The organism is Micromonospora echinofusca, assembly GCF_017614955.1.
Classification (GTDB): domain Bacteria; phylum Actinomycetota; class Actinomycetes; order Mycobacteriales; family Micromonosporaceae; genus Micromonospora; species Micromonospora echinofusca_A.
Genome location: NZ_WVUH01000027.1, coordinates 1 through 21,177, shown reverse-complemented (window position 1 = coordinate 21,177; position 21,177 = coordinate 1). Strand labels below are relative to the sequence as shown.

At 72.4% G+C, this 21,177-nt stretch carries 16 protein-coding genes; 8 read left to right on the top strand and 8 right to left on the bottom strand.

Features of this window, described 5'->3' with window-relative positions; genetic code table 11:
- The first annotated feature begins 88 nt into the window (after nucleotides 1-88).
- Nucleotides 89-580 carry a TspO/MBR family protein gene (locus tag GSF22_RS05680; protein WP_208811679.1) on the top strand — a complete coding sequence of 164 codons (492 nt, stop codon included), beginning with the start codon at nucleotides 89-91 and terminating at the stop codon, nucleotides 578-580.
- Nucleotides 581-646: 66 nt separating this feature from the next.
- Here GSF22_RS05680 and GSF22_RS05675 read toward each other — a convergent pair whose 3' ends face one another.
- Nucleotides 647-1,423 carry a M23 family metallopeptidase gene (locus GSF22_RS05675; RefSeq protein ID WP_208811678.1) on the bottom strand — a complete coding sequence of 259 codons (777 nt, stop codon included), beginning with the start codon at nucleotides 1,421-1,423 and terminating at the stop codon, nucleotides 647-649.
- A 347-nt stretch (nucleotides 1,424-1,770) separates the two neighbouring features.
- On the opposite strand from GSF22_RS05675, the gene GSF22_RS05670 reads away from it, so the two are divergent.
- The 4 genes from GSF22_RS05670 to GSF22_RS05655 all read left to right on the top strand — a co-directional run bounded on the left by GSF22_RS05670 (nucleotide 1,771) and on the right by GSF22_RS05655 (nucleotide 6,992).
- On the top strand, nucleotides 1,771-3,126 hold the full coding sequence (locus GSF22_RS05670; protein ID WP_208811677.1) for an ABC transporter substrate-binding protein: 1,356 nt from the start codon (nucleotides 1,771-1,773) through the stop codon (nucleotides 3,124-3,126).
- 71 nt (nucleotides 3,127-3,197) lie between these two features.
- A complete protein-coding gene (locus tag GSF22_RS05665) occupies nucleotides 3,198-4,166 on the top strand; it encodes a carbohydrate ABC transporter permease (protein WP_208811676.1) in 969 nt (322 codons plus the stop codon).
- Nucleotides 4,163-5,077, top strand: coding sequence for a carbohydrate ABC transporter permease (locus GSF22_RS05660; RefSeq protein ID WP_208811675.1), 915 nt, complete (start codon nucleotides 4,163-4,165; stop codon nucleotides 5,075-5,077). The genes GSF22_RS05665 and GSF22_RS05660 overlap by 4 nt, the downstream gene beginning before the upstream one ends.
- A 262-nt stretch (nucleotides 5,078-5,339) precedes the next feature.
- Entirely contained in the window at nucleotides 5,340-6,992 is a 1,653-nt protein-coding gene (locus tag GSF22_RS05655; protein WP_307803756.1) for a glycoside hydrolase family 13 protein, read from the top strand.
- A 62-nt stretch (nucleotides 6,993-7,054) separates the two neighbouring features.
- Here GSF22_RS05655 and GSF22_RS05650 read toward each other — a convergent pair whose 3' ends face one another.
- From GSF22_RS05650 to xylA, 4 genes are all read right to left on the bottom strand, one after another.
- Nucleotides 7,055-8,449, bottom strand: coding sequence for an MFS transporter (locus GSF22_RS05650; protein WP_208811674.1), 1,395 nt, complete (start codon nucleotides 8,447-8,449; stop codon nucleotides 7,055-7,057).
- A gap of 86 nt (nucleotides 8,450-8,535) precedes the next feature.
- Nucleotides 8,536-9,615: a DUF5925 domain-containing protein gene (locus tag GSF22_RS05645; protein WP_307803752.1), complete on the bottom strand. Its 1,080-nt coding sequence runs from the start codon at nucleotides 9,613-9,615 to the stop codon at nucleotides 8,536-8,538.
- Nucleotides 9,616-9,687: 72 nt separating this feature from the next.
- Nucleotides 9,688-11,103: a xylulokinase gene (gene xylB / locus GSF22_RS05640; RefSeq protein ID WP_208811672.1), complete on the bottom strand. Its 1,416-nt coding sequence runs from the start codon at nucleotides 11,101-11,103 to the stop codon at nucleotides 9,688-9,690.
- 18 nt (nucleotides 11,104-11,121) lie between these two features.
- Complete coding sequence (gene xylA / locus GSF22_RS05635) at nucleotides 11,122-12,309, bottom strand: xylose isomerase (RefSeq protein ID WP_208811671.1); 1,188 nt, start codon at nucleotides 12,307-12,309, stop codon at nucleotides 11,122-11,124.
- A 159-nt stretch (nucleotides 12,310-12,468) separates the two neighbouring features.
- Between xylA and GSF22_RS05630 the strand changes: the two genes are divergently transcribed.
- Nucleotides 12,469-13,656 carry an ROK family protein gene (locus GSF22_RS05630; RefSeq protein ID WP_208811695.1) on the top strand — a complete coding sequence of 396 codons (1,188 nt, stop codon included), beginning with the start codon at nucleotides 12,469-12,471 and terminating at the stop codon, nucleotides 13,654-13,656.
- A gap of 218 nt (nucleotides 13,657-13,874) precedes the next feature.
- Complete coding sequence (locus GSF22_RS05625) at nucleotides 13,875-15,449, top strand: PP2C family protein-serine/threonine phosphatase (protein WP_208811670.1); 1,575 nt, start codon at nucleotides 13,875-13,877, stop codon at nucleotides 15,447-15,449.
- A 95-nt stretch (nucleotides 15,450-15,544) separates the two neighbouring features.
- On the opposite strand, the gene GSF22_RS05620 is transcribed toward GSF22_RS05625, so the two are convergent.
- Entirely contained in the window at nucleotides 15,545-16,162 is a 618-nt protein-coding gene (locus GSF22_RS05620) for a MarR family winged helix-turn-helix transcriptional regulator (protein ID WP_208811669.1), read from the bottom strand.
- A 97-nt stretch (nucleotides 16,163-16,259) separates the two neighbouring features.
- On the opposite strand from GSF22_RS05620, the gene GSF22_RS05615 reads away from it, so the two are divergent.
- Nucleotides 16,260-17,390 (top strand): PP2C family protein-serine/threonine phosphatase, encoded by a 1,131-nt coding sequence (locus GSF22_RS05615; RefSeq protein ID WP_208811668.1) that lies wholly within the window; start codon nucleotides 16,260-16,262, stop codon nucleotides 17,388-17,390.
- 59 nt (nucleotides 17,391-17,449) lie between these two features.
- Here GSF22_RS05615 and GSF22_RS05610 read toward each other — a convergent pair whose 3' ends face one another.
- Together GSF22_RS05610 and GSF22_RS05605 are read right to left on the bottom strand one after the other, a co-directional pair.
- Entirely contained in the window at nucleotides 17,450-18,934 is a 1,485-nt protein-coding gene (locus tag GSF22_RS05610) for a sugar transferase (protein WP_307803750.1), read from the bottom strand.
- 252 nt (nucleotides 18,935-19,186) lie between these two features.
- Nucleotides 19,187-20,935, bottom strand: a complete 1,749-nt coding sequence (locus GSF22_RS05605) for a VWA domain-containing protein (RefSeq protein WP_208811666.1) — start codon at nucleotides 20,933-20,935, stop codon at nucleotides 19,187-19,189.
- Nucleotides 20,936-21,177 lie beyond the last annotated feature (242 nt).

The following is a 21,177-nucleotide window of genomic DNA, read 5'->3' as shown; positions in this document are numbered from 1 at the left end:
GGTCCGGAAACGACGACCCCGGCGTTCTCGTGCCCGCCCGCGCCGGGCGTCGGGTTTGTCCGGCTCGCCCGGCGGGAACTGTGCCGGCATGACGACAGCGACCGCACGGCGGACGGGCGGGGCCCGGACCTGGTTGGCACTGGCCGGCTTCGGCCTCGCGGTGACGGTGGTCGCCGCGATCGGCGGCCTCGGGGTGCAGGGCACCTCCGACGAGTACAACACTCTCCGGCAGCCGGACTGGGCGCCACCGTCGGCGGTGTTCGGTCCGGTCTGGACGCTGCTCTACGCCCTCATCGCGGTCGCCGGCTGGCTGGTCTGGCGCCGGGTGGGCTTCGGCCCGGCGCTCGGGGTGTACGCCGCCCAGCTCGTCCTGAACGCGATCTGGACGCCGCTCTTCTTCGGCGCGGGCCGGTACGGTCTGGCATTCGTCGACATCATCGCGCTGTGGCTGCTGATCGCGGTCACCGTGGTGATGTTCTGGCGGATCTCCCGGGTCGCCGCCGTCCTGCTGGTGCCCTACTGGGCCTGGGTCACGTTCGCCGCCGCACTCAACTTCTCGATCTGGCAACTCAACAGCTGAAAACGCCGGGAAGGGCCCCCTGTCACCGCATTCCGCGGTGCAGGGGGCCCTTGTCGACACCTGCGCTCAGCAGCGGGGCACGTTCGGGATGAAACCGTCGTGGCCGGTGTAGACGTAGGCGTCGGCGATGTACCGGCCGGAGCCGATCCGGTCCCAGATGCTGCTGGTGCCGTAGGTGCCGGTGACACTCGTCCCGGTGGTCTGGCAGTAGATGGTGACCCGGGTGCCGTCGGCGACCGTGTCGACGGCGGTGTACCCGGTACCCGGGCCGGACCGGACGGTCAGCGGGGTGCCGCTGGTGTTGACCGTGCCCGAGCCGGTGGTGCTGCCGCAGCCGTTGTCACTGGTGTAGTTCTTGGTACCCCAGTAGAGGGCGAGCGCGCCGTTGAAGCGGATCTGGATGTCGTTGCCGTTGAGGCGCTGCTCGTAGTGCAGGTGCGGGCCGCTGGATCCGCCGGTGCTGCCGACGTAGCCGATCACCTTGCCGTAGCCCACGCTCTGCCCCACCGAGACGTTGAAGCTGTTCAGGTGGGCGTAGTAGGTCGTGTAGCCGTTGCCGTGGTTGATCCGGACGTACTTGCCGTAGCTGGTGTCGCCGAGGTTGGTGACGACGTCCACGGTGCCGGGGGCGCTGGCGACCACCGGGTCGCCCAGGTCGTCTGTCCGGTTGAAGTCGATCGCGTAGGCCGGGCTGTGGTTGGTGCGGGTCTGCCCGGACCAGGTCTGGTTGCAGGGGAACGGAACCTTGAAGGTGGGCGCGGCCATCGCAGGGCTCGCCGGGACCAGGGCAGCCGCCGCCACCAGCAGTCCGGCGCCGATGACGCTCAGCAGGCGCTTACGCATCCAGATCCTCCTATGACGAAACTCTTCGATCGATGCGACGATGCTGGCAGAAAACTTCACCCTTGGGAAGACCCCTGTCCACACCCCTCAAACCCCGATCGAGACAGAGAAGATCGCCACTACCGGTAAAGATGGCCGCCACTCTCCGTATTACGATCATCGCGGTCCGAAACAGTCACGCGCATGAACCAAATGTGGCCCGGAAAGACACACAATCGTTACCGATTCGGTCATCCGTTAACCGTTGCGTCGTGCCAGGGTAACCGTTTGACTGACGATCAATTGGTCGTACCGGACACCGTGCGAGGCACGCACGGGCCGGCGGATGAGGAAGAAAGGAAGGGCGCATGTCCCTTCGTGCGACAAGGACGCGCACGGCGGTCGCATCGGCCGGCGTGCTCGGTCTGACTCTCGCCCTCGCGGCCTGCGGTGGTGGCAGCGACTCGGACGACACCTCGGCCAACGCCCCGAAGACGGACTGCTCGCAGTTCAGCCAGTACGGTGACCTCAAGGGCAAGACCGTCACGGTGTTCACCGGCATCGTGACCCCGGAGGACAAGGCGTACACGGACTCGTACAAGCCGTTCGAGGAGTGCACCGGCGTCACCATCAAGTACGAGGGCGACAAGTCCTTCGAGACCCAGGTGCTGGTCCGGGCCAAGGCCGGCAACGCGCCCGACATCGCGATCGTGCCGCAGCCGGGCCTGCTCGCCCAGCTCGTCGCGACCGGCAACGCGAAGGAGGCCCCGGCCGAGGTCGCCGCGAACGTCGACAAGTTCTGGGGCAAGGACTGGAAGGCGTACGGCACGGTCGACGGCAAGTTCTACGCCGCCCCGTCCGGCGCCAGCATCAAGTCGCTGGTCTGGTACTCCCCCAAGGAGTTCAAGGACAACGGCTACCAGGTGCCGAAGACCCTCGACGAGCTGTACGCCCTCAGCGACAAGATCGCGGCGTCCGGCAAGAAGCCGTGGTGCGCCGGTATCTCCAGCGGTGAGGCCACCGGTTGGCCGGTCACCGACTGGATGGAGGACATGATGCTCCGGCTGAACGGGCCGGAGACCTACGACAAGTGGGTCAAGCACGAGATCCCGTTCAACTCGCCGGAGTCGGCCGCCGCGCTGGACGAGGCCGGCAAGATCCTCAAGAACGACAAGTACGTCAACGGCGGCCTCGGCGACGTGAAGAGCATCGCCACCACCACCTTCCAGGACGCCGGCCTGCCGATCCTGGACGGCACCTGCTCCCTGCACCGGCAGGCGAGCTTCTACGCCGCCAACTGGCCGAAGAACACCAAGGTGGCCGAGGACGGCGACGTCTTCGCGTTCTACCTGCCCGGCAAGGACACCAGCTCCAAGCCGCTGCTCGGTGGCGGCGAGTTCAACCTGGCCTTCGCCGACCGCCCGGAGGTCAAGGCGTTCCAGACCTACCTCTCCACGGACACCTGGGCCAACATCAAGGTGTCGGTGTCGCAGGGCTGGGTGAGCGCCAACAAGGGCCTCGACGCCAGCAAGCTGACCAGCCCGGTCGACAAGCTCGCCGCCCAGCTCCTCCAGGACCAGAACGCGGTCTTCCGCTTCGACGGCTCGGACATGATGCCGGGCGCGGTCGGGTCCAACGCCTTCTGGAAGCAGTCCACGAGCTGGATCACCGGTCAGAGCACCAAGCAGACCGTCGACAACATCGAAGCCGCCTGGCCGAAGTGATGTGACGCCACGCGGGACCGGTCAGGGCAGCCGCCCGGCCGGTCCCGCGCCGTCAAGGGAGGTGAGATTCGATGTCCACTGCCGAGAAGTTCCTCGAAATGTTCATCGCGATCGGCATATTCGTCGCGGTGGTCGGGGTCATTCTCTTTTTCGCCGGTCGGATCGGTGGTCGGCGGGGCGACCGCTGGGTCGCTTTCCTGTACCTCGCCCCGGCTATTCTGATGCTCGCCGTCGGCCTGATCTACCCGGCCGCACGCACCATTTACCAGTCGTTCTTCGACGCCGCCGGGACCGCCTTCATCGGGCTCGACAACTACCAGACGATCTTCACGTCGCGTGACCAGCTCACGGTCCTGCGGAACACGGTGCTCTGGGTGGTCGTGACGCCGTTCGTGGCCACCGCGGTCGGTCTGCTCTACGCCATCCTGGTCGACAAGGCCCGGCTGGAGTCGTTCGCCAAGGCGCTGATCTTCCTGCCCATGGCGATCTCCTTCGTCGGCGCCTCGATCATCTGGAAGTTCGTCTACGAGTTCCGGCCCGACCAGGTCGGGGTCAAGCAGATCGGCCTGCTCAACCAGATCCTCGTCTGGCTCGGGGGCAAGCCGCAGCAGTGGCTGGTCGAGTCACCGTGGAACACGCTCTTCCTGATCCTGGTGATGATCTGGATCCAGGCCGGTTTCGCGATGACCGTGCTGTCGGCGGCCATCAAGGCCATCCCCGACGACGTGGTCGAGGCCGCCCGGCTCGACGGCGTCACCCCGTTCGGGATGTTCCGTTTCGTCACCCTGCCGAGCATCCGCCCGGCGGTGGTCGTGGTCCTGACCACGATCGGTATCGGCACGCTCAAGGTGTTCGACATCGTCCGGACCATGACCGGCGGCCAGTTCGACACCAGCGTGGTCGCGAACGAGTTCTACAGCCAGAGCTTCCGCAGCGACAACCAGGGGCTCGGCGCGGCCCTGGCGGTCCTGCTCTTCGTCCTGGTGATCCCGATCGTGGTCTACAACGTTCGGCAACTGCGCGCCTCGGAGGCACGATGAGCACCACGAGCGCCCCGCTGACGTCCACCCCGCCGATCGCCCCCGGCGCTCCCGCCGCCACCAAGGCGAAGCGGAAGCTCACCTCACCGTGGGCGTCCCTGATCGCGGTCGTGATCGCGGTGCTGTGGACCCTGCCCACCTTCGGCCTGGCCATCTCGTCGCTGCGACCCGAGCGGCAGATCAAGACCACCGGCTGGTGGACCTTCTTCACCGACCCGCAGGTGACGCTGGACAACTACCGGGAAGTGCTGGACGTGGAGAACGGCGAGGGGCTGGGCAGCTTCTTCGTCAACTCCTTCGTCATCACCATCCCCTCGGTGCTGATCCCGCTCTGCCTGGCGTCGCTGGCGGCGTACGCGTTCGCCTGGATCAGGTTCCGGGGCCGGGACCTGCTGTTCATCGTGATCTTCGCGCTCCAGATCGTGCCCATCCAGGTCACCCTGATCCCGCTGCTCACGCTCTACGTGGACGCCGGGATCGCCGGGCAGTTCTGGACGCTCTGGCTGTCCCACTCCACGTTCGCGCTCCCCCTGGCGATCTTCCTGTTGCACAACTTCATGAAGGAGATCCCGGCGGGACTGCTGGAGGCCGCCCGGGTGGACGGCGCCGGACACGTACAGATCTTCTTCAAGGTCCTGCTGCCCCTGCTCACCCCGGCCCTGGCGGCGTTCGGCATCTTCCAGTTCCTGTGGGTCTGGAACGACCTGCTGGTCGCGCTGACCTTCGCCGGTGGCGGCCCGGACACCGCGCCCATCACGGTCGCCCTGGCCAACCTCAGCGGCACCCGGGGTACCGCCTGGCACCTGCTGTCGGCCGGCGCCTTCGTCTCGATCATCGTGCCGGTCGCGATCTTCCTGCTGCTCCAGCGGTACTTCGTGCGCGGCCTGCTCGCCGGCGGCCTCAAGGGCTGAACCGACGGCCCCGCCGGGCACCGCACCGACGGACGCCGCCATCCCGACCGTGGGGATGGCGGCGTCCGTCGTCCGGCGCCCCGTTCCACGCCGGCCCGTCACCGGGCGCGCGCCGCCCCGCACCCACCCCGGACCGACCGCGATGATGATGGGGCGTACCGGTGGACCCGCCGCACGGGGCCGGTCACGGGTGATTCACCCGGCCCCCGCCCGGGCACACTGGGCGGGAGTCGGCAACGAGATACGGGAGAGGGCCCTGAACATCCACGAGACGAACCAGCAGCCAGCCGGTGGCGCGACCGCCGCGTGGTGGACCGAAGCCGTCATCTACCAGATCTACCCCCGCTCCTTCGCCGACTCCGGCGGGGACGGGATCGGCGACCTGCCCGGCATCACCGCCCGCCTCGACCACCTCGTCGAGTTGGGCGTGGACGCCCTCTGGCTCTCGCCGTTCTACCCGTCACCGCAGGCCGACGCCGGGTACGACGTGGCCGACTACCGCGACGTCGACCCGCTCTTCGGTACCCTCGCCGACGCGGACCGGCTGATCGCCGCCGCCCGGGAACGGGGCCTGCGGGTCATCGTCGACCTGGTGCCGAACCACACCTCGTCCGCGCACCGGTGGTTCACCGAGGCGCTCGCCGCCGGGCCGGGCAGCCCGGCCCGGCAGCGGTACGTCTTCCGGGACGGCCTCGGGTCGGACGGCGCGCAACCGCCGAACGACTGGCGGAGCGTCTTCGGCGGTCCGGCCTGGACCCGGGTACCGGACGGCCAGTGGTACCTGCACCTGTTCGACACCGCCCAGCCCGACCTGAACTGGGACAACCCGGAGGTCCGCGCCGAGTTCCTGGACATCCTGCGGTTCTGGCTCGACCGGGGGGTGGACGGATTCCGGGTCGACGTGGCACACGGCCTGATCAAGCAGGCCGACCTGGCCGACTGGCACGAGCCGCAGGAGATCCTCTCCGGCCGGGAGATCGACAAGCCGCGCCCGCCGATGTGGGACCAGGACGGCGTACACGAGATCTACCGGGACTGGCGGCGGGTGCTGGACAGCTACCCCGGCGGGCGGATCCTGGTCGCCGAGGCGTGGGTCGAACCCGCCGAGCGGCTGGCCGCCTACGTCCGCCCGGACGAGATGCACCAGGCGTTCAACTTCGAGTACCTGCTGGCCGCCTGGACCGCGCCGGCCCAGTACGCGGTGATCACCCGCTCGCTGGAGGCGACCGACGCGGTCGGTGCCCCCACCACCTGGGTGCTGTCCAACCACGACGTGGTGCGGCACGCCTCCCGGCTGGGGCTGCCGGTGGGTACCCCCCGACCGAACGGCATCGGGATCGGCGACCCGCAGCCGGACGCCGCCCTCGGCCTGCGCCGGGCCCGGGCGGCCACCCTGCTGATGCTCGCGCTGCCCGGCTCGGCCTACCTGTACCAGGGCGAGGAGCTGGGGCTGCCGGAGCACACCACGCTCCCCGACGAGGCCCGGCAGGACCCCACCTGGGAGCGCAGCGGCCACACCGAACGGGGCCGGGACGGCTGCCGGGTACCGATCCCGTGGGAGGCGGACGCGCCCTCGTACGGGTTCGGGCCGACCGACGCGAGCTGGCTGCCGCAGCCGGAACTCTGGGCGGAGTACGCCCGGGACCGGCAGCGCGGCGTGCCCGGCTCGACGTACGAGATGTACCGGACCGCGCTGCGGGTGCGCCGGGAGCACGGGCTGGGCCGGGGCACGCTGTACTGGCTGGAGTCCGGCGACGAGGTGCTGACCTTCCGCAACGGGGAGGTGACCGTGCTGACCAACTTCGGCCCGGCGCCCGTACCGCTGCCGGACTCCGCCGAGGTGGTGCACGCCAGCGGCCCGCTCGACGGTGACCGGCTGGTACCGGCCGACGTGACGGTCTGGTACCGCGCCTGATTGTGCCCAGGTGTTAGGAAGGGCCCCTTCCTCTACCGAAAGCGATAAGAAGGGGCCCTTCCTTACAGGTTCTGGGCGCGGGCGTGCAGCAGGTCGTGCACGTCGGTGATGTCCCGGGGGGCGGTCCGCGACGCCAGCCAGTACATGATCCCGGTGGGCAGGAAGAAGAGCTGGAACGCGGCGAGGCCGACCGCGAAGTTGAGCGGGGGCGGGAAGAGCCCACCCAACCGGGTGAAGGCCAGCCCGACCAGTCCGTTGCCGGCCGCCCGGCCCACCCCGTTGACCAGGTTGCCGAGGCTGTAGACGGTGCCCCGGTGCTCGGGCGGGTTCACGTCGGCGATCAGGGCGAACCAGTTCGGCGAGTTGGCCGAGGTGAGCGCGAGCGCGAGTACGGCGGCCAGCAGGCTGAACCCGACGGTCGGCTCGGTGACCACGCTGGCGAGTACCGCACCGGTCACCTGGCCGGCGCCGGCGCCGTCGGGCACGTCGATCCGGATCGGCACGAAGAAGAGCACCAGGTAGAACGGCACGGCGGCGAGGATGCCGACCGACGCGACCAGGGCCCGGCCGCGCAGCGTACGGCGTTGCAGGGCGTCACCGACCAGCCCGCCGACGATGGAGAACACCCCGCCGAGCTGGAACAGGGTGGCGAAGACACTGCCGACCATGGTCGCCGTACCGGTCGAGTAGCCCTGCTGCTGGGCCCGCTCGGCGAAGAGCACCGGCAGCCAGACCAGCGAACCGAAGGCGGCCTGCGCGGTCAGCCCCTGGAGGATCAGCCACCGGTTGGTCCGCCGGTACAGGATGCGCGGCAGGTCCCCCCGGCTGATCCGGTAGTCGTACTCACCACCGGTGGCCAGCGCCCCGGCCAGCTCCGGTTCGCTGCCGCCGCGCCGGATGTCGTAGGTCAACAGGTAGGCCACGGTGGCGGCCAGGCCGACCCCGGTGAGCAGCAGGAACGGTCGGCGCCAGTCGGCGGAGCCGAGCAGCCCGCCGAGCAGCGTGCCGGCCAGCGTGCCGATGCCCTGGGAGAGCCCCCAGAAGCTCATCACCAGCCCGCGCCGCCGGGGGGAGATCAGGTCGGTGACCACCGAGAAACCCACCGAGCCGACCGCGCCGAGCCCGACCGCCCCGACCAGTTGCGCGCCGAGGAAGGTGGGGTAGTTCGGGGCGAACGCGCTGCCGGCGGTGCCGACCGCCCAGAGCAGCGTGCCGGCCATCAGCAGCGGTTTGCGGTTGCTGCGGTCCCCGACGTACGCCCAGGCCACCGCCGCGACCGCGCTGACCAGGAAGGTGACGGCGGTGACCAGCCCGATCAGGCCGGTGCCGACGCCGAGGTCGGTGGCGATCGACCCGTACAACGGCGGCACCAGGCCGATGGCCACGTTGTCCAGCGAGGCGAGCAGCACGAAGACCACCACGCTGTACAGCCGGTGCGCCGCGTTCCCACTGGTCATGCAGGGCACTCAACCAGCAGCCGCGCCGTCGCGCCAGCGCAGGCCGGGGACGGGTCGCGGCAGGCCGGGGACGGGTCGCCGGCCGGTCAGAGGTAGCCGCCGATCTCGGCCGGGGTGGCGGCGTCCGCCGCGCGGCCGGCCCGCAGCGCGTACAGCTCGGCGAGGGTGGCGCCAGCCGGGGCCACCCCGGCGGAGGTGCCGAGCCACCGGGTCGCCTCGGCGTACGACAGCCGGTCGATCTCGATCCGGGCCAGGCAGCGGCCCGGCCGGACCACCGCCGGGTGCAGCCGGGCCAGGTCCTCGTTGGTGGTGATCGCGACCAGCACGTCCCGCCCCTGGCCGAGCAGCCCGTCGGTCAGGTTGAGCAGCCGGGACAGCGCCTGACCGGCCGCCTGGCGGGCCTCGCCCCGGATCAGCTCGTCGGAGTCCTCCAGGATCAGCAGCCGCCACCGCCGGTCGGTCTCCCCGCTACCGTCCTCGTCCTCGCCGACCGCGAGTTCGGCCAGGTAGGCCGGGTCGCCGAAGAGTTCCTCCGGATCGAGGACGCAGTCCACCTGGCACCAGCGGCGCCACTCGCGGGCCAGGGCCCGCAGCGCGGTGGTCTTGCCCGTCCCCGGCGGGCCGTGCAGCAGGAGCAGCCGGCCCACCACGTCGTCCGGGCCGGTGGCCATCAACCGGTCGAGGCCCTGCGCGGCGGCGGCCGGGTAGTTCGACCGGATCGTCGCCCAGTCCGGGGTGGCGATCTGCCGGGTGTCGCGCTGGGCACCCCGGCGCGGGTTCTTGTGCCAGAAACCGACCGGCAGGCTCTCCTCGTCGGCCGGCTCGGCCGCGCCGTCGACGATCCCGTCGAGGACCGCCTGACCGGTCTCCGCGTCGACCGCGGTCACGGTCACCTCGGCGCCCCGCCCCTTCCAGCGGATCGCCCGGACCAGCCAGCCGTCGCCCCGGGCCAGTTGCGACCACTGTTGCCGGTCGGTCGCGGTCCGCAGCACCTCGGCCCGCTCCGGGACCAGTGCCGCGCCGGGGCGGAGCCGGGCCAGCCGGACGGTGGCCGCCCACGGGTGCCGGCCGGTGATGAAATCGGCCAGCGCCAGGGCGTCGATGATGTCGCAGGGCGTATCGGCGTCGTCGTACTGGAGGACGGACGGCAGCTCGGTGCGGGACACGCAACGATCATCGGCGAGCATCCATCAGCCGTACAGTCGTTTACCCGGAATCGGACAGCCGGCCCCCCGGGGTCAGGGACGGAGCTGGTCGACGATCCGCTCCCGGGCCTCGGCGTACCGGGCCCGGATCGCCGGAACCTCCGGTGCGTCGTACCGCTCGGTCCGGCCGGTCGACCAGGTCGGCGGCGCGGCACCGCCCAGGGCGACCCAGGCGGCCTGCCGGGCCGCCCCGTCGGCCACGTACTCCCCGGGCGGCGGAACCAGCACCGGTACCCCGAAGACCTGGGGCGCGACGGCCCGGACCGCCGCCGAGCGGGCCCCGCCACCGACCAGGACCACCCGGCGCACCTCGGCCCCCTGGGCGCGCAGCGCGTCCAAGCCGTCGGCGAGCGCGCAGAGCATCCCCTCGACGGCGGCCCGGGCCAGGTGCGCCGCCGTCGCGGTGCGCAGGGTCAGGCCGTGCACGGCTCCGGTGGCCTCGGGGCGGTTCGGGGTCCGCTCCCCCGCCAGGTAGGGGACCAGGACCAGTCCGTCCGCGCCGGCCGGGGCGGCGAGCGCGAGGTCGGACAGCTCGTCGAGGTCGACCCGGAGCATCCCGGCGGCGGCGTCCAGCACCCGGGCCGCGTTGAGGGTGCAGACCAGGGGGAGGTACCGGCCGGTGGCGTCGGCGAACCCGGCGACGGTGCCGGTGTGGTCGGCGGTCGGCACGTCGGCGACGCTGAACACGGTGCCGGAGGTGCCGATGGAGACGATCACGTCCCCGGCCTCGGCGCCCGCGCCGAGCGCGGCGGCGGCGTTGTCTCCGGCGCCCGGCCCGATCGGGGCACCGTGCGGCAGCGCACCGGCCGGTTCCGCCGGCCCCCGCACCGACGGTACGGCCGGCTGCCGACCGAGGGCCAGTTCCAGCAGGTCGGGCCGGTAGTCACCGGTCGCCGGGGACCAGTAGCCGGTGCCGCTGGCATCGCTGCGGTCGGTGGCCAGCGCGGCCGGTCCGGCGGCGCCGCCCAGCCGCCAGGTCAGCCAGTCGTGCGGCAGGCAGACCGCGGCGACCCGGTCGGCGTGCTGCGGCTCGTGCCGGGCCAGCCAGCGCAGCTTGGTCACGGTGAAGCTGGCCACCGGCACCGAGCCGACCGCTCCGGCCCAGGCCCGGCGGCCGGCGTCGCCGCCGCCCAGGTCGGCGATCAGCTCGTCGGCCGCCCCGGCGGAGCGGGTGTCGTTCCACAGCAGGGCCGGCCGGACCACCTGTCCGGTGTCGTCCAGGCAGACCATGCCGTGCTGCTGGCCGGCGACCGAGACGGCGGCGACGTCGGCGAGCCCACCGGCCTGCCCGACCGCCGTCTCCAGGGCCTGCCACCAGGCCGCCGGGTCGACCTCCGTACCGTCCGGGTGCGGTGCGCGCCCCTGCCGGCGCAGCTCACCGGTCGCCGCGTCGCGGACGACCACCTTGCAGGACTGGGTGGACGAGTCCACCCCGGCGACCAGTGGCATCTGCTCTCCCCTTCCGGGTCAGCGGGCGCCGAACAGGTGCTCGACGGCGAGCTGGTTGAGCCGGACGAACCCGAAGCCCCGGGCCGCGACGGCGTCCACGTCGAAGTCCTCGAAGGCGGACCGGTCGGCCAGCAGGTCGGCGCAGCTCTCCCCGGCGGCCAGCGTCGGGGTGGCCAGCTCGGCGACCTTGCTGACGGCGAGCGCCTCGGCCACCTCGGGGTCGGCCCGGAAGGCGGCGGCCCGTTCCTTGAGCAGCAGGTACGTGCGCATGTTCGCCTCGGCGGAGGCCCACACCCCGGCGAAGTCCTCGGTGCGGGACGGCTTGTAGTCGAAGTGCCGGGGGCCGTCGTACGCCGGGCCGCCCCCGGGGCCGCCGTTCTCCAGCAGGTCGACCAGGGCGAACGCGTTGAGCAGGTCGCCGTGGCCGAAGACCAGGTCCTGGTCGTACTTGATGCCGCGCTGGCCGTTGAGGTCGAGGTGGAACAGCTTGCCGTGCCAGAGCGCCTGGGCGATGCCGTGGGCGTAGTTGAGCCCGGCCATCTGTTCGTGGCCGACCTCCGGGTTCAGGCCGACCAGCTCGGGGTGGGCCAGCTCGTTGATGAAGGCGAGGGCGTGCCCGACGGTGGGCAGCAGGATGTCGCCGCGCGGCTCGTTCGGCTTGGGCTCGATGGCGAAGCGCAGGTCGTAGCCGGCGTCGACGACGTACTGGGTGAGCAGGTCGACGGCCTCGCGGTAGCGGTCCAGCGCGGCCCGGATGTCCTTGGCGACGTCGTACTCGGCGCCCTCCCGGCCGCCCCACATGACGAAGGTCCGGGCGCCCAGTTCGGCGGCGAGGTCGACGTTGCGCAGGACCTTGCGCAGTGCGTACCGGCGGACGTCGCGGTCGTTGCTGGTGAAGCCGCCGTCCTTGAAGACGGGGTGGGTGAAGAGGTTGGTGGTGACCATCGGTACCACCAGGCCGGTCTCGTCGAGTGCCGTGCGGAACCGGGCGACGTGCTGGTCGCGGGTGGCGGCGTCGGCGCCGAACGGGATCAGGTCGTCGTCGTGGAAGGTGATCCCGTACGCCCCCAGCTCGGCGAGCCGGTGCACCGCCTCGACGGGGTCGAGGGCGGCCCGGGTGGCGTCACCGAACGGGTCACGGGCCTGCCAGCCCACCGTCCAGAGGCCGAAGGAGAACTTGTCGGCGGGAGTGGGCCGCAGCGTCATCGGTGACCTCCAGGAAACGTCCACGATTTGTTTATCGGTTGAATTATTTGGTCGGAGTGTGACACTGTCAAGGCCGTGCAGCAGTCCCGTAGCGAACCCGGCCGGCGCCGACCGGCCGCCGCCGACGTCCGGGGTGGGCACCCGGCCCGGCAGGCCAGCCTGCGTACCCACAACCTCGCCCTGGTGCTGCGGCACATAGCCGACGCGCCGCACCCGCCGTCCCGGGCCGAGGTGGCCACCACCACCGGGCTCACCCGGGCCACCGTCTCCGCCCTCGTCGACGACCTGCTCGCCGGTCACCTGCTCGCCGAGGTCTCGCCGGCCCCCCGCACCGGGGCCGGGCGCCCCGCACAGGGGCTCGTCCTCGCCGACCACGGCCCGGCCGGGCTCGGCCTGGAGATCAACGTGGACTACCTGGCCACCTGCCTGATCGACCTGACCGGCACGGTACGGCACCACGCCGTGCACCGGATCGACCTGCGCACGGTCAGCCCGACCACCGCCCTGACCCGGATCGCCGACCTCGCGGTGGCGGCCCGGACCGAGGCGGCCCACCAGGGCCTCACCGTCGCCGGCACGGTCCTCGCGGTACCCGGACTGGTCAGCGGTGCGGGGCTCGTCCGACTCGCGCCGAACCTGGGCTGGCGGGACGTGGACGTGCCCGCCGTCCTCGCCGGACACCCGGGCATCGACAGCCCGGCGGGCGCCTCCCTCGTGGTGGAGAACGAGGCGAACCTGGCCGCCCTGGGCGAGTTGCACGCCGCCCCGGCCGGCCCGCGCAGTTTCGTGCACATCTCCGGTGAGATCGGCATCGGTGCCGGCATCGTGCTGGACGGCGCCCTGTTCCGGGGGGCGCGCGGCTTCAGCGGCGAGATCGGGCACCTCGCCGTCGAACCGGGCGGCCGGCCGTGCCGCTGCGGCGCGCGGGGCTGCCTGGAGCCGTACGCCGGCCTGGAGGCGATCATGGCCGGTGCCGGCCTGGGTCGGACCGACCTGCCGGCCGGTGCGGCGGTCGCCCGGCTGACCCGGCTCGCCGAGGCCGGGGACCCGGCGACCTGCCGGGCGTTGGCCGAGGCCGGCACCGCCCTCGGGGTCACCGTGGCCGGGGTCGTCAACCTGCTCGACATCGAGACCGTCATCCTCGGGGGCGCCTACGCGCCGCTGACCCGGTGGCTGCGGCCACCGGTCGAGGCGGAGATCACCGGTCGGGTGCTCACCGCCACCTGGTCCCCGGTCACGGTCCGGGCCGCCCTGCTCGGTGCCGACGCGGCGGTGGTCGGCGCCGCCGGTTCGGTGGTCCGCCGGGTGGTCGAGGAACCGGCGGACTGGCTGGCCGGCACGGCCTGACGCGACACCGGGGGCACGGGTCGGCGCGACACCGGACGTACGGGTCGAACCGCCGGACGCACGGGTCGACCGGCACGGGCACGCGGGCGTGCCCGGTTCGGCGCGATGGGCGGGACCGGTACCGCTCGGTACGCTTGCCGTCAGGCAAGCAGGCGGTCCGAGGAGTGTCACCCAGGCATGTGTACAGGTCAGCGGACCCGGGTTCCCGGTCACCGGCGGTGACCGCAACCCACGAACTGCTCGACGCGTTCCGCGACGGGATCGTCGTCACCGACCCCACCGGCCGGGTCACCCTGGTCAACGCCTGCGCCCGGGTCCTGCTGCCCGAGGTCACCGTCGGCGCGCCGCTGCGGCAGTGTGCGGTGGCGGCACTCGCCCGGGCCGTCGCCGGGGGCACCCCGACCTTCACGGCCGAGCACCACGGGCGGCATCTGAGCGGCCGGTACCAGCAGCTCTCCGACGGGCGGTCCGCCTGGTACGTCCGGGACGTCACCGGGGAGCAGGCCGGTGCCGACGCGCTCCGCGCCGAACAGGCCCGGACCATCTTCCTGGCCGAGGCGGACCACCGGCTCGGACTGTCCCTGCACCACGGACGCACCCTCGCCGAGGCGGTCACCCTGCCGGTCCCCCATCTCGCCGACGCCGCCATCGTGGTGCACCAGCCCGTGGTCAGCGGCACCGGAGAGCCCGGCTGGCTGCGGTACACCCGGGACGACGACGCGCCGGTCAGCGGTCCGCTGGCCACGCTGCCCCCGACCGCCGTACCCGGGCTGGTCCGGGCCCTGCACGGGGAGCCGGGCCGGGTCGACCGGCGGACCACGACGGAACCGGCGGGCCTGGTCGCACTCCTGCCGGCGACGTTCGGGCGGCCGGGTGCGCTGCTGACCGTGCCGATGCCCGGTGCCGGCGCGGTCGCAGGGGTCCTCGTGGTGGTACGCCGGGCCGACCGTCCGGGGTTCACCGACCGGGACACCGACCTGGTGCACCGGTTCGCCAGCCGGGCGGGGGCGGCCCTGGCCACCGCCGAACTCTACGGGCAGCAGGCCCACCTGGCCCGGGTCCTGCACCGCAGCCTGCTCCCGCCGACGCTGCCGCGCCTCGCCGGCGTCGAACTCGCCGGCGGGTACCGGGCTGCCGGGGACGGCCTGCGCATCGGCGGCGACTTCTACGAGGTCCTCCCCACCGGGCCCGGCGGTGTGTTCGCCCTCGGGGACGTCAGCGGTCGCGGGGTGGAGGCGGCGGTGCTCACCGGCCAGGTCCGCCAGTCGTTGCGTACCCTGCGGCTGGTCGAGCAACGCCCGCGCGCCCTGCTGCACCTGCTCAACCGGGCGCTGTTCGACGCACCGGACGCCGCCCGGCGCAGCCGGTTCACCACCCTGCTCCTGGGTGAGATGCGGACCACCACCGGTGGCGGTCTGCTGCTGCGGATCGCCGGGGGCGGGCATCCCGCACCGCTGGTGGCCCGGGCCGACGGAACGATCGACCGGGTACCGGTGGGCGGGATGCCGGTCGGCGCGTTCGCCACGGCCCGGTTCGCCGAGACCGGGATCCGGCTCGCGCCGGGTGACCTGCTGCTGGCGTACACGGACGGGATGACCGAGGCCCGGGGCGGCCCCGACGGCACCGACCGGTACGGCGGACGGCGGCTCCGTCGGGCCCTGGCCTCAGGTGCCGGCCTGCCACCCGAAGCATTGGTGGACCACCTGCTGCACCGGTTCGACGGTTGGCTGGGCGGTCAGGCCCACGACGACATCGCGATGCTGGCGATCCGACCCGCGAGCCGGACCGGCTGAGCGGCGCGGCTGCGGCGGACCGGCCGACGGCGGCACCGACTGCGGAACCCGGCCGACTGCGGAACCGGGCCGGTGCCAGCCGGTCCCGGGCGTTCTCAGGCCGACCGGACGGTCGCGGTCGGGTCGGCCGGGCGGGCCGGGCGGCGCCGCACCGGACGCCGTGGGAGCTGCTCGGGGACGTCACCGAACCCGCCGACCGGGACAGCCGGGCCGGCCGGCTCGGCGGCCGGGTCGAGCGGCAGCGGCTCGGTGTCGGACGGGTACGGGTCGGCGGCCGGGTCGAGCGGGGCCGCCGGCTCCGCGATCTCCCGGGCGACCTCGTCGAATTCGGACAGCCCGCGCAGCAGCGCCTGCTGTCCCTCCGGACTCATCGCCCGGAGCACCTCGGTCAACCGTCGGCGCCGCTCCGCCCGCTGCTCCCGCAGGAGTTCCCGGGCCGCCTCGGTGAGATGCAAAGAGATCTCGCGCCGGTCGGTCCGGCCCGGCTCGCGTTCCAGCATGCCGGCGGCGACCAACCGGTCGCAGAGCCGACTGGCCGACGAGAGCAGCATGCCGAGGGACTGGGCGAGTCGGCGCAGGTTGATCCCGTCCTGCTGCTCGACGGTCATCACCGCCCGCAGTTGGGAGCCGGACAGCCTGCTGGTGGCGTGTTCCCGGGCCGCGTCCCAGACAGCCAGCAGGGCGCCCGCCACGCCGTCGAGCGCAGCGGCCATACTCGGATCCGGTCCGCCTGGACCATTTTCTCTGGCCATGGTGCGCCCGAGACTACCTCGCTACCGCAGGTCGCCGGGCCTGCCAAGGGGAGATGAGATGTACGACCGGGTAACGACGGTCCGCCGGGCACTCACCGGGTCTCCGGCCGACGCGCTCGTGGAGCGGCTGGCGGTGGTACTCGACACCGGGTACGGGATCACCTCCACCGAGTTGCTCCAGGTCGACTACCGGCTCTCCGCCCTGCTGCCGCTGACCGGTGGGGACGCCCTCACCGCCCCCGGCCACCCCGCCTGGCGCTGCTTCGACCATCAGGAGCCGGTGCTGCACGAGGGGGTCGGCTACTTCCCGGTGAGCGCCCGGGGCGACCGGGTGGGGGTGCTGCGGCTGGCCCCGGTGCCCGACGACCCGCAGGGGTACGCCGAACTGGCCGAGATCGGCACGGTGCTCGCGCACGAACTGAACTGCGTCGACGCCGGGACCGACCGGTACACGGTGGCGGCCCGTACCCGCCGGCTGACCCTGGCCGCCGAGATGCAGTGGGAACTGCTGCCCGGGCGGAGCCGGGTCCGGCCCTCGTTCAGTCTGGCCGGCCAGCTGGAGCCGGCGTACGCGGTGCGCGGGGACAGCTTCGACTGGTCCGACGACGGGCACCGGCTCTGGCTGTCCACGGTCAACGGGATGGGCGAGGGGGTGACCGCCTCGGCGCTCACCGCGCTGGCCACCCACGCGCTGCGCAACGCCCGCCGGGCCGGACTCGCCCTGGCCGACCAGGCCACCCTGGCGGACCAGGCGGTCTACGCCTGCCACCGGGGGGAGCAGCACGTCTCCGTGCTGCTGATGGAGTTGGAACTGGCCACCGGGCTGATGACCGTGGTCGACGCCGGTTCGCCCCGGCTGGTGCTGCTGCGCGAGGGCAAGGTCATCGAACAGCCGCTGGACGCCCAGTTCCCGCTGGGCATGTTCGACGGCACGGAGTACGAGTCACAGCGGTTCCAACTGGAGGTCGGTGACCGGCTCTTCGTGCTCAGCGACGGCGTGGTGGACGCCACCTCGGCCGCCGGCCGGTACGGCGAGAGTGCCCTGGACCGGTTCCTCCGCCGGACCGGGGCGATGGCGCCGCTGGAGGCGGTCCGCTCGCTCCTGGGTGACCTGCGGGCGTTCGTCTCCGCCGAGCTGAACGACGACGCCGTGGTGGTCTGCCTGGACTGGACCGGTCCGCAGCCCTGACCCGGGTTCCCGGCCGGCCCGGGCCACGCGGGCGGCCCGGGTGGTGTGCACCGGCCGGGTCAGTACGCTCCGCGGCTGTTGACCACCGCACCGAAGGTCTTCCAGAGGATGGTCAGGTCCGAGGCGAGGGACCAGTTCTCCACGTAGTAGAGGTCGAGCCGGATGCCGTCCTCCCAGCTCAGGTCGGAACGACCGCTGACCTGCCAGAGCCCGGTCATGCCCGGCTTGACCAGCAGGCGCCGGGCGACGTCACCGTCGTACCGGGCCACCTCGGAGGGGAGCGGCGGTCGCGGGCCCACCAGGCTCATGTGCCCGAACAGTACGTTGGCGAGCTGGGGCAGCTCGTCCAGCGACCACTTGCGCAGGAACCGGCCGACGCGGGTCACCCGGGGGTCGTCGCGCATCTTGAACAGCAGCCCGTCGGTCTCGTTCCGGACGGCCAGCTCGGCCAGTAGGGCGTCGGCGTTGACCACCATGGTGCGGAACTTGTAGACACCGAACTCGACGCCGCCCTGCCCCACCCGGGTCTGCCGGAAGATCACCGGCCCCCGGCTGTCCAGCTTGACCAGCAGGGCGATCAGCGCCAGCGCCGGCAGGGCCAGGGTGAGCAGGAAGAGCGCGATCGCCCGGTCGAAGAAACCCTTGATGATCTTGCGGAGGCCCCGGAACTCCGGTGCCTCGACGTGGATCAGGGGCAGCCCGGCCACCGGACGGGTGTGGATGCGCGGCCCCGCCACGTCGGTCAGCGCGGGCGCGACCACCAGGTCGATGCCGGTCCCCTCCAGCTGCCAACCGAGCCGGCGCAGCCGGGTGGCGGTCAACTCACCGGAGGCGGTCACCGCCACGGTGTCCGCTCCGGCGGCCAGCGCGGCGTCCGGGATGCCGCGGAACGAGCCCACCACCGGTACGTCGCCGAGCCGCTGCGGCACCGGGGCGAGCAGCGCGTCGGGAATGCAGGCACCGACCACCTGGTAGCCGGCGTACGGCTCGCGGTGCAGGGTGTGCACCAGCTCCAGCACGTGCGCGGTGTCCCCCACCACCAGCACCCGACGGGACCAGCCGTACCCCCGGTACCGGGCCTTGTGCAGCATCTTGCGGGCCGCGAACCGGGCCACCACCAGGCCGATCGTCCCGACCAGGAAGGAGATGCCGAGGAACCCCCGGGACACCCCCACGTCGGCGATGTAACCGGCGATGGCGATGGCACCGGCCAACCGGAGGCTGCCGCTGCTGACCCGGCGGTACTCGTCGGCGCCGTACCCGATCACCCGGTCGTCGTAGCAGCGCAGCGCCTTGAGCGAGACCAGCCAGGCCAGCACCAGGCCGGGCGCCACCAGGAAGTAGGGGATGTCCGAGCCGATCGGCTCGTCACCACCGAACCGGGCGACGTACCCGACCAGGACCGCCAGCACCAGCACGGCCGTGTCGAGCACCAGCAGGCCACGCAGGTAGGCACGCTGCCGGAGGCGGGCCGTAGTGGCCGACAGCCCCGGAGCGGACGCCCGGGGCGTCCGCGTGGGGCTCAACACGGTCGCCGAGGTCACCGGCCCCTCCACTCGCTCAGGTGTGCCGTGACCGGCTACCGGATCCCGCCGTGCGGTCCGTGGTCCCGGGCACCCCGACATCTTGTCGTACGCATTATCGCCGCAGCGTACTTCGGACGGATTACCGTCACTTTTCCGCCACCCCGTATTCATTCGTCACCGGAGGTGACGGAACCTGCACCCGGCTTCCGGTGGACCACCGGTCACCCGGCGGTTCCGGGCACCGGTCCGCCCACCGACGGTGGCACCGGCTCAGCGCGGCGCGTTGGGGCGCAACGCGATCGCCTTGAGGAAGATGTCGCCGATCCCGGTGGGATCCTCGGTGATGAAGACCCCGCCGCCGGTGACCTTCGTGATCGACTCCAGCTCGGCCTGACTGGTCCCGCCCCCGATACCGATGATGACCAGCTGGATCGGCCGCTCCGGGTCGTTGATCCGCTTCAGCTCGCTGAGAAGCTTCTGCTGGGTGATCCCGTTGTCGTCCTCGTTCTTGCCGTCGGTGAACAGCACGATCGAGTTGACCCGGCCGGGCTCCCAGTTCTCCTGCACCGTCCGGTACGCGGCGAGCACCGTGTCGTAGAGGCCGGTGTCCCCGTTCGGTTTCGGGGCGACCGTGCCCAGGGCGGCCTCCAACCGGCTCCGCTGACTGGACAGCGGACCGATCGGCACCAGTTCCCGGTAGTCGCGGCTGCCCACCATCTCGGTGGAGAAGACCCAGAGGCCGAGTGCCCAGGAGTCGTCGAACAGGGCCAACCCGCGCCGGGCCGCCGCCACCGTCACCTGTTCCCGGGTGGCGTTGCCGGCGGTGGGTACCAGCTCCTTCATCGACCCGGAGACGTCGATGACCGCGAGCATCCGCCCGGACTGGGTGGCGATGGACCAACTGGAGACGACCTTCTCCAGAGCGGCCGGGTCGGGGGATCCGGCCGCCTTGCCACCGGAGGACGCCGACGCCGCCGGACTGGCGGCGCCGCCCGGGCCGGGCGCGCCCTGCGGGGCCTGGAAGCCCTCCCCCCAACCACCGTCCGGTGCCCGCAGCCCCTGACCGGCGAGCCGGTTGCGGAACTGGGCGGTGTTGAGCACGGCGAACAGCCCGTCGGCGGCGGCGGCCTTGGCCGGTTCGATGCCGGGCAGCACCGCGTACGGGTAGTCCAGCGCCAGGGGCGCCGGCTCCAGGTAGAGGGCGGCCAGCGGGATCGGGGGCTGCTTCGCGTTGTACGCGATGACGTCCTCTTCGGAGAGCGGCGCGGCGCTCAGCGAGCCGGCGATGGACGCGGCGTCGTCGGCCCGGGGGAACCGGGCGAGCAGGTCCTGACGCAGGGCGGACCGGCCGGTGGCCAGAGCGCGTAACGCACCGGTGGTGGCCTGCTGCGCGTCCCCACCGGAGGCGCTGGCCGCGCCGGCCAGGGCGAGCAGACCGGCCAGCCCGGCCGCGTCCCGGGTCGGCTCGACGATGCCGGTCCGCAGCCCGGTCCCGGTGGTCACGTCCCGCAGCAGGTCGGCCCAGGTCAGTTTCTTGTCCGGCCAGCCGGCCCGGGTGGCGACCGGCTCCGGCATGGCGACCACCACCGGGCTGCGGGCCACGGACGCGCCGTTGGTCGGCGCGAACGCCGTCGCCCCGCCGCTCCTGAGCCGCAGCAGCCAGGTGGACGAGTCGGGCAGCCAGACGTCCGGGGCGACCGCCGTACCACTGGCCTGGCCGACCCCGGCCAGGACGGCGCCGTGCCGGGCGGCCACCACGGCGGCCACGTCGACCGGGTCGGAGTCGGTGACGTCCACCGCGACGCACACCCCGTCGACGGCGGCCCCGTCGGCCGACCACTGGGCGGCGGCGGCCTGCACGGCCGGCGCGATCTCCGGGGCGGCGGCCACGGTGAGCTGGACCTGACCGGAGCAGGCCGGCTGCACGAGGCGCTGGTATCCGAACCATGCTCCCGCGAGGACGACAACGAGCGCCGTCGCTGCTGCGACGGCGCCTGCTCCTCGGGTACCCCTATGCATGCGATGGCGGCCGGACACGCCCCTATCTTGCGGACCGCCCCTGAGCAGGACCACAACCGTTCGGACGAAAGTTACTCAGAAGAAACAGTTGACCCGCAATTCGTCACCCTGAGTCACATTGGCAGGTCGTTCCGGTCAGGATCGATCGATCCGCAGACATCGTCCGCCACCGCCGGCAACCCCTGCTCTCCCCCCGAGTAACCGTTTCGCCCTGCGCGCCGCCGCCGTCGACGGCCCCGCCC

What these genes read in the sequence shown, in the direction of transcription:
- GSF22_RS05680 (WP_208811679.1), top strand. Translation starts at nt 89, where the DNA reads ATGACGACAGCGACCGCACGGCGGACGGGCGGGGCCCGGACCTGGTTG.
- GSF22_RS05675 (WP_208811678.1), bottom strand. Translation starts at nt 1,423, where the DNA reads ATGCGTAAGCGCCTGCTGAGCGTCATCGGCGCCGGACTGCTGGTGGCG.
- GSF22_RS05670 (WP_208811677.1), top strand. Translation starts at nt 1,771, where the DNA reads ATGTCCCTTCGTGCGACAAGGACGCGCACGGCGGTCGCATCGGCCGGC.
- GSF22_RS05665 (WP_208811676.1), top strand. Translation starts at nt 3,198, where the DNA reads ATGTCCACTGCCGAGAAGTTCCTCGAAATGTTCATCGCGATCGGCATA.
- GSF22_RS05660 (WP_208811675.1), top strand. Translation starts at nt 4,163, where the DNA reads ATGAGCACCACGAGCGCCCCGCTGACGTCCACCCCGCCGATCGCCCCC.
- GSF22_RS05650 (WP_208811674.1), bottom strand. Translation starts at nt 8,449, where the DNA reads ATGACCAGTGGGAACGCGGCGCACCGGCTGTACAGCGTGGTGGTCTTC.
- xylB (WP_208811672.1), bottom strand. Translation starts at nt 11,103, where the DNA reads ATGCCACTGGTCGCCGGGGTGGACTCGTCCACCCAGTCCTGCAAGGTG.
- xylA (WP_208811671.1), bottom strand. Translation starts at nt 12,309, where the DNA reads ATGACGCTGCGGCCCACTCCCGCCGACAAGTTCTCCTTCGGCCTCTGG.
- GSF22_RS05620 (WP_208811669.1), bottom strand. Translation starts at nt 16,162, where the DNA reads ATGGCCGCTGCGCTCGACGGCGTGGCGGGCGCCCTGCTGGCTGTCTGG.
- GSF22_RS05615 (WP_208811668.1), top strand. Translation starts at nt 16,260, where the DNA reads ATGTACGACCGGGTAACGACGGTCCGCCGGGCACTCACCGGGTCTCCG.
- GSF22_RS05605 (WP_208811666.1), bottom strand. Translation starts at nt 20,935, where the DNA reads ATGCATAGGGGTACCCGAGGAGCAGGCGCCGTCGCAGCAGCGACGGCG.